We start from the raw sequence: 5,685 nt of genomic DNA, 5'->3' as shown, positions 1-5,685 counted from the left end.
GATGTATACGCACAACCAGACCCTGTTGTTTCCTCTTCTGCGGAGCCAAGGACGGTTGCACCCTATCTTTTGCGAGTGACGAGTCAGGAGCTTATTTTATTGCAAGCTGATAAGACTTTGTTTCGTCATGAGGTCGCAGACAGAGCGTCACTAATTTCGGCTCTTACAGCGCACCTGCATGGCCTGAGTGGATCAGCACCATTGTCCATTTCGCTAGAGGCATCATACTCGTATCAAGATGTAGTTGGGTTATTTGACCTTCTTGCGCCTTATGATGAGGTGTTTTCATCGATATCGATGGACGTAAAGGAGATGCAACAACCATGAGTATTTCGTTTCAAACGTTGACGGCCAGTCGACAAGAGAAAAGGGGCTCCGCTTTAAACTTGGTGGCTCTGATGGACATTTTTACGGTATTGGTGTTTTTTTTATTGTTCAACGTACATGAAGAGCAAACGGTTAATGTTGGTCCTCATATTGACAACTTGCCCCTATCGGCACAGGCGGCTGATGAATTAAAAGAAGCACTCAACGTTCAAGTGTTGGAGTTACCTTCACAATCGCGAGCTTACTTTGCTGGGCAAGAAATTTCAGTCTCTGACGGCGTCGATGGGCTATCAACTGTGATACGCAAGTATTGTCAGGTAACGGAGGGGCATTGTCGCCTGTTGGCAATCGAAGCTCCCCCTGAGATGCCTTATCCTTTTGTTAATCAATTTGTAGAGTTAGGCAGAAACTTGGGGTTTGAAAACGTCTACCTTGTGGTCACTCAAAAGTAAGGAATAAAAATGTCACTACTTTATAGTGAGCAGCGTGAGAACGCCTTTTTACTGCTCCTTATGGGGTTGTTTTCTATTGGTTTAGCGCTGTTTGGCGGGCGTTTGGCTGAATTTGTGGTGCCAGACACTCAACTTGTTGATACAGATAAGAAGGCTGTGACGTTTGTGTTAGCACCAGAGCCAGAGGTGGCACCAGAGCCAGAGGTGGCACCAGAGCCTGAGGTGGCACCAGAGCCAGAGGTGGCACCAGAGCCAGAGGTAACACCAGAGCCAGAGGTGGCACCAGAGCCAAAGGTAACACCAGAGCCTGCACAACCGGCGGGCAGTCAAGCCAATAATAGTGATGCTCAAGCACTGAATGCGATGTTTGGTTCTGCTTTGAGTACAAACGTAGAAGTGGCAGTTAACCCTTCATCTAATTTGGACCTTACCTCAGAGCTGCAGAAGGCATCAGTATCGGCTCGTAGCCTGCCGACTTACGAAGTTAAAAGCCAACAGGTAGTGGAAGACGCCATGGTGAAATCGCAGCGTAAACTTGCTGAGGCTTCTTCTGCTCGGCAAGAGCGTAGTTCAAGTAGTTTACTAAATCGTGAGAGGGCTAGTGAATCTGGGCAAGTCGACCAAGCCGTAGCGGGCTTGTTTAATGACTTCAACAAAGACGTACGTCAGCTTGTTATGGCTTATCAGTTACGCAAACAAACCCTTCGTGTGACCTTGCATTTTACGCAAGGCTCAATCGATAAGGTAACGGTAAAGGATGCGCCTGATGCGTTTGTTCGCGAGCTTCAATCGCTGTTGTTAGGGCAGCGCATTTCGATGCCGTATACAGGAATAAAGAGTCATGCTTTGGTTGTTAATTAACAAGCAAGGCGTTTCCTTTCAGTCTTTTGACTATAATTAATACGAGAAATTCAATGAAAAAAAGCGCTTGCCAACAACGACCGCTTACATATTTTTGGTTATCCATTAAGGGGCAATTATGAACAGAATGATGTCGACATGGCGCTCTGCCATGTTGTGTGTATTAACTTTGCTTGCGCTCAGTGGGTGTAACGAAAGGGAATCGTTTCCTGATTCAGGAGGCGGAGATGTGCCTGAAGTGGTCTCCATTGCCCTAGAGATGACCGGTGAAGCGTCGGTGCCTGTGGGTTTGAATGGACGCGTAATAGCAACGGCAACGTATGACGATGACTCTAAGAAGAATATCTCTTCAGACGTCAGCTGGGTGTTAGACAATACGAACTTTACAGAAAATGGCTTGACGAACGACAACGAGCAGCGTTTTAAAGCCAGCTCGGTAAGCCCGGGTGCCAGCACGACAATCAAGGCCGTGATGGGGGATATTGAGAGTGACACGGTCACCTTAACCGTCTCTGAAGCGACCGTTGTGGCCCTCAAGGTTACGCCGACGCAGGCGACGATACCTGCAGGGTTAAGTGAGCAGTTTTATGCAAGCGCAGTGCTGTCGGATAACCGAGTGCTGGACGTCACGTCAGACGACGTGGTGTCATGGACGATGGGTGACCAAAGCATTGAGCAGGGGTTAGCCACGCCGAGCGCAGGATCGGTGGGTCAGTCGCTGCCAATTTCGGTATCAGGCAGTGCGGGAGGACAAACGTTTAGTGACGAAGCGACATTAAACGTCTCAGATTTAACGGTGAGCCGCGTGGAGGTTCAACCGGTGGACGGGGAGGTATGGAACACTGACCTTGCGGTAGGCGCGAGTCGTGAAGTGGTGGCCATTGCTACGATGTCGAACAACACAACACAGCCCCTCAATAATCAAGACGTAATTTGGTCTCCGGTGGCGGATTCAGGCGTCGTAATGGTAGAGGAAAAAGGCGACAGTGCTTATACAAAAGGACTGAAGGCTGGCGTTGGTGAGGTCACGGCAACCTTAAAGAACGCCGCTGAGGCTGGCGCATTTTCGTTTAACGTTTTTGAACAGGTTGATGCTAAGGCGGGGATTGTTGGCACGGAAGACCGCTTACGAAGAGGGGCATCTATGCACCTTAAGTTTGTATCAGTAGGCAGCGATGGCAGCCTTGCTGACCTAACCGGCAGCACAACATGGGCGCTAAATGATGACACTTATGCCCACATGGAAGGCAACACTCTGATTGCAACTCCGCCGGGTGGATATGACCCTTCGCTTGATTATTCAACAGCGGGAACGGTGACCATTACGGCGACAAACGGGGCGCTGAAAGACACGTACGATGTCAAACTCCTAGATGCGACAGCAACCATGCTGTCGATTTCACCATCAACCGCGACGACCGTGGCTTATGGTAACAACCTGCAGATGGAAGCGCGTTTGACGTACTCGGACGGTTTTCAAGAAAATGTAACTGATAACCCGAGCATGCACTGGAATACCAGTGATGGGGCTTTGGCGTCTTTCTCTAATACGACTCCGGGGCTATTAGTGACGGGAGAGCCAGAAACGCTGACCGTGAGCGGGACATTTGAAGGGGTGGACACGACGCCCCCCACAGAAGTGACGGTGAACAATAAAATACCGACGTCACTTTCGCTGTCTCCAGCATCAGGTTACAGCGCTGGACTGCCACAGCAATTGACGGTGACCATGGTGTATGACGATGGCACCTCGGAGAAGTTGGCGTTTGATGATGCGGACTTATCGGTGGTGGTGACCCAGTGGGATGGCGCCGCCGCCGATACCCCAGTTATCACTCCTGACGGTGTTTTTTATGCGCCAGAGCCAGGTAATGTGACGTTAACCGCCACCAAGTCATTGGGTGTTGGGGATGATATTACCACGAGTGAGGCCTTTGCCGTGACGCCAGCTAAGTTAATTTCCTCGCTGGTGCTTTCTCCGAAAGAGGCAGAGCTTGCGTCGGGTCAGAGTCAAACGTTTGAGGCGTACAGCATTGATGTTGAGGGCAACGCGACGCTGCTGCGTTCTGGCCAGGTGACATTTACATTGGAGGAGAATGGCACGGGTTCAACGCTCGACCCTGATACGGGAACGGTAACGGCAGGTCCGAGTGCAGGGAGCGCAACCCTAACGGCGACGATGAACAACGTGACAGCAGAAGACACTGTGGATGGTCAAACTCCGACCCAGAGTGCCAACATTGCGGTGGTGGCGAAAACGCTGGAATCCATTGAGGTTCAACTGCCGGAGAATTTAACGCTGATACCGGGGCAGAAGGTGGCGTTGAGTGCGCTTGGTCGCTATAACGACGACAGTGCTGCTGTGCTGAGTAACGACACAGTGGAGTGGAGTAAAGACCCTGCGACGACGGATGCCTTTGACTTGGTTGACAATGACCTTGATGGTCATGTTGATACTTTAAAGGCCGTTAAAGCGGGCTCAGGCAGTGTGAAAGCCACCTCCTCAGGCATTACCGGTACATCAGGGCTTATCACGGTTGATAATGCGACCATTATCAATATGACTATCAGTCCAGATATTGTGACATTACCGGTTGGGTTTAGCCAGACGTTTGAGGCGTTTGCGGTTGCAGATACTGGAGCGAACGCAAAACTGAATGAAGACCAAGTATCATGGGATGTCACGCCAAAAGTAGGAGTGTCAGGTAGCGTTAATCCCGATGGCACGTACACGGTCGAGAGCAAGGACGCCGATGTCAATGTAACCGTCACGGCGAGCCTAAACGCAGGCGCGTTCCCAGATGTGGGCGGTAATGACCTAAGCAAAGAAGAAACCTTTACCACGGTGCCAGCGGACATCACAAACTTGGTGGTAGAGCCGCTAGATGGCAGTACGGTTGTGGTTGGTGTACCTTACCGTCTGAGGGCGGAAGCGGTACAAGCCAACGGTGAGTTGTTTGATGCGACCGACAAAGTGGACTGGACGTCAGATGACTCGACGGTCAACATTGACGAGATTGCCAAGACAGTGACGTTCTTAGAAAGCGGTAATGACAGTGTTACGCTTACCGCGACGCCAAATGATGCAGCAAGCTTTGGTGACTATGCTACGCCGGCGACATCGACGGTGACGGTGTTAAAACCTGAAGTTAAAGGGATTATTGTGACGCCACCAGAGGTGACCATCGGCACGGAAGAAAGCACGGAGCTGAAAGCTTATGCCTACTACTCTTATGGCAAAGAGCCATTGGATGTAACGGAGTCGGTGACGTGGTCGGTTGAGCCTGCTGAGGGTGAAACGGACACGTACGGTGTGACTGTGACTGATACAGGTACGGTGACCAGTTCAACTTCTACTGGCGTTGTTAAGGTAACGGCAACGGATGGCGCAGGGAATAGTAATTCTAGTGTTGTGACGGTATTTGTATTAAAAGTATGTGGTTCAGGTGCTACCGACTTAGATAATATTGATGATATCGACCAAACCAATGCAGTAGGCGTCTGCTTAAAAGTTGCATCAGACTCGGCGGGTAATTGGTTTACCAGTACGCCGAGTATCGCAGTGATGGATGCACTTGATTACAAAGGGCCAGATGATGACCCAACAGCAGATTCCGATACAAACAGCGGAGATACTTACGCTACCACTTACACCGAAACGGGCTCATTTGGCCCTACCGGCGGTGAGTTTGCACGATTTCGCCAGGATGGTAATGGTGTTATCAACCCCAATGAGGGAGACGATGAGAATGCTGGTGTTGATGGGCAGTTTGACCGTTGGTGTCAAAAGTTGGGCTCATTGAATTTTGCGGGTAAAAATGACTGGCACCGTCCAACGAAGGATGAGTTGAAGGGGCTTTATAGTCACGTGGGAGATTCATTGTGGGGTGCTCGTGGTTGGCCGACCCAAAAAACACAGATAAAAAGAAAGCCCAGTGAAGTCACTGGGCTTTCTTATGAATGTTTGAAATTGGTCGGCAGGGCCTTATCTAGCGAAGCTTACTCTGTTGAAGTTTGCTTCCTGAAGACTATGCTGCCTTAGCGA

4 protein-coding genes are annotated in these 5,685 nt (G+C 50.2%); 3 read left to right on the top strand and 1 reads right to left on the bottom strand.

What is annotated here, in order from left to right:
- Positions 1–163 precede the first annotated feature (163 nt).
- Positions 164–325: a hypothetical protein gene (locus KIO97_RS26135; RefSeq protein ID WP_285384371.1), complete on the bottom strand. Its 162-nt coding sequence runs from the start codon at positions 323–325 to the stop codon at positions 164–166.
- Here KIO97_RS26135 and KIO97_RS26130 point away from each other — a divergent pair.
- The 3 genes from KIO97_RS26130 to KIO97_RS26120 all read left to right on the top strand — a co-directional run bounded on the left by KIO97_RS26130 (position 324) and on the right by KIO97_RS26120 (position 5,682).
- Positions 324–779, top strand: a complete 456-nt coding sequence (locus KIO97_RS26130; RefSeq protein ID WP_285384370.1) for a biopolymer transporter ExbD — start codon at positions 324–326, stop codon at positions 777–779. The two genes, KIO97_RS26135 and KIO97_RS26130, sit on opposite strands and share 2 nt — an antisense overlap.
- Before the next feature lie 9 nt (positions 780–788).
- Positions 789–1,640, top strand: coding sequence for a hypothetical protein (locus tag KIO97_RS26125; protein ID WP_285384369.1), 852 nt, complete (start codon positions 789–791; stop codon positions 1,638–1,640).
- A gap of 118 nt (positions 1,641–1,758) precedes the next feature.
- Complete coding sequence (locus KIO97_RS26120; RefSeq protein WP_285384368.1) at positions 1,759–5,682, top strand: hypothetical protein; 3,924 nt, start codon at positions 1,759–1,761, stop codon at positions 5,680–5,682.
- Positions 5,683–5,685 lie beyond the last annotated feature (3 nt).

It is taken from the genome of Vibrio sp. B181a (assembly GCF_030248375.1).
GTDB lineage: Bacteria > Pseudomonadota > Gammaproteobacteria > Enterobacterales > Vibrionaceae > Vibrio > Vibrio campbellii.
The sequence above is the reverse complement of the archived record's forward strand: the minus strand, read 5'-3'. Positions and strand labels throughout refer to the sequence as shown.

Coding starts and splice junctions, on each gene's coding strand:
- KIO97_RS26120 (WP_285384368.1), top strand. CDS start 1,759: ATGAACAGAATGATGTCGACATGGCGCTCTGCCATGTTGTGTGTATTA.
- KIO97_RS26125 (WP_285384369.1), top strand. CDS start 789: ATGTCACTACTTTATAGTGAGCAGCGTGAGAACGCCTTTTTACTGCTC.
- KIO97_RS26135 (WP_285384371.1), bottom strand. CDS start 325: ATGGTTGTTGCATCTCCTTTACGTCCATCGATATCGATGAAAACACCT.
- KIO97_RS26130 (WP_285384370.1), top strand. CDS start 324: ATGAGTATTTCGTTTCAAACGTTGACGGCCAGTCGACAAGAGAAAAGG.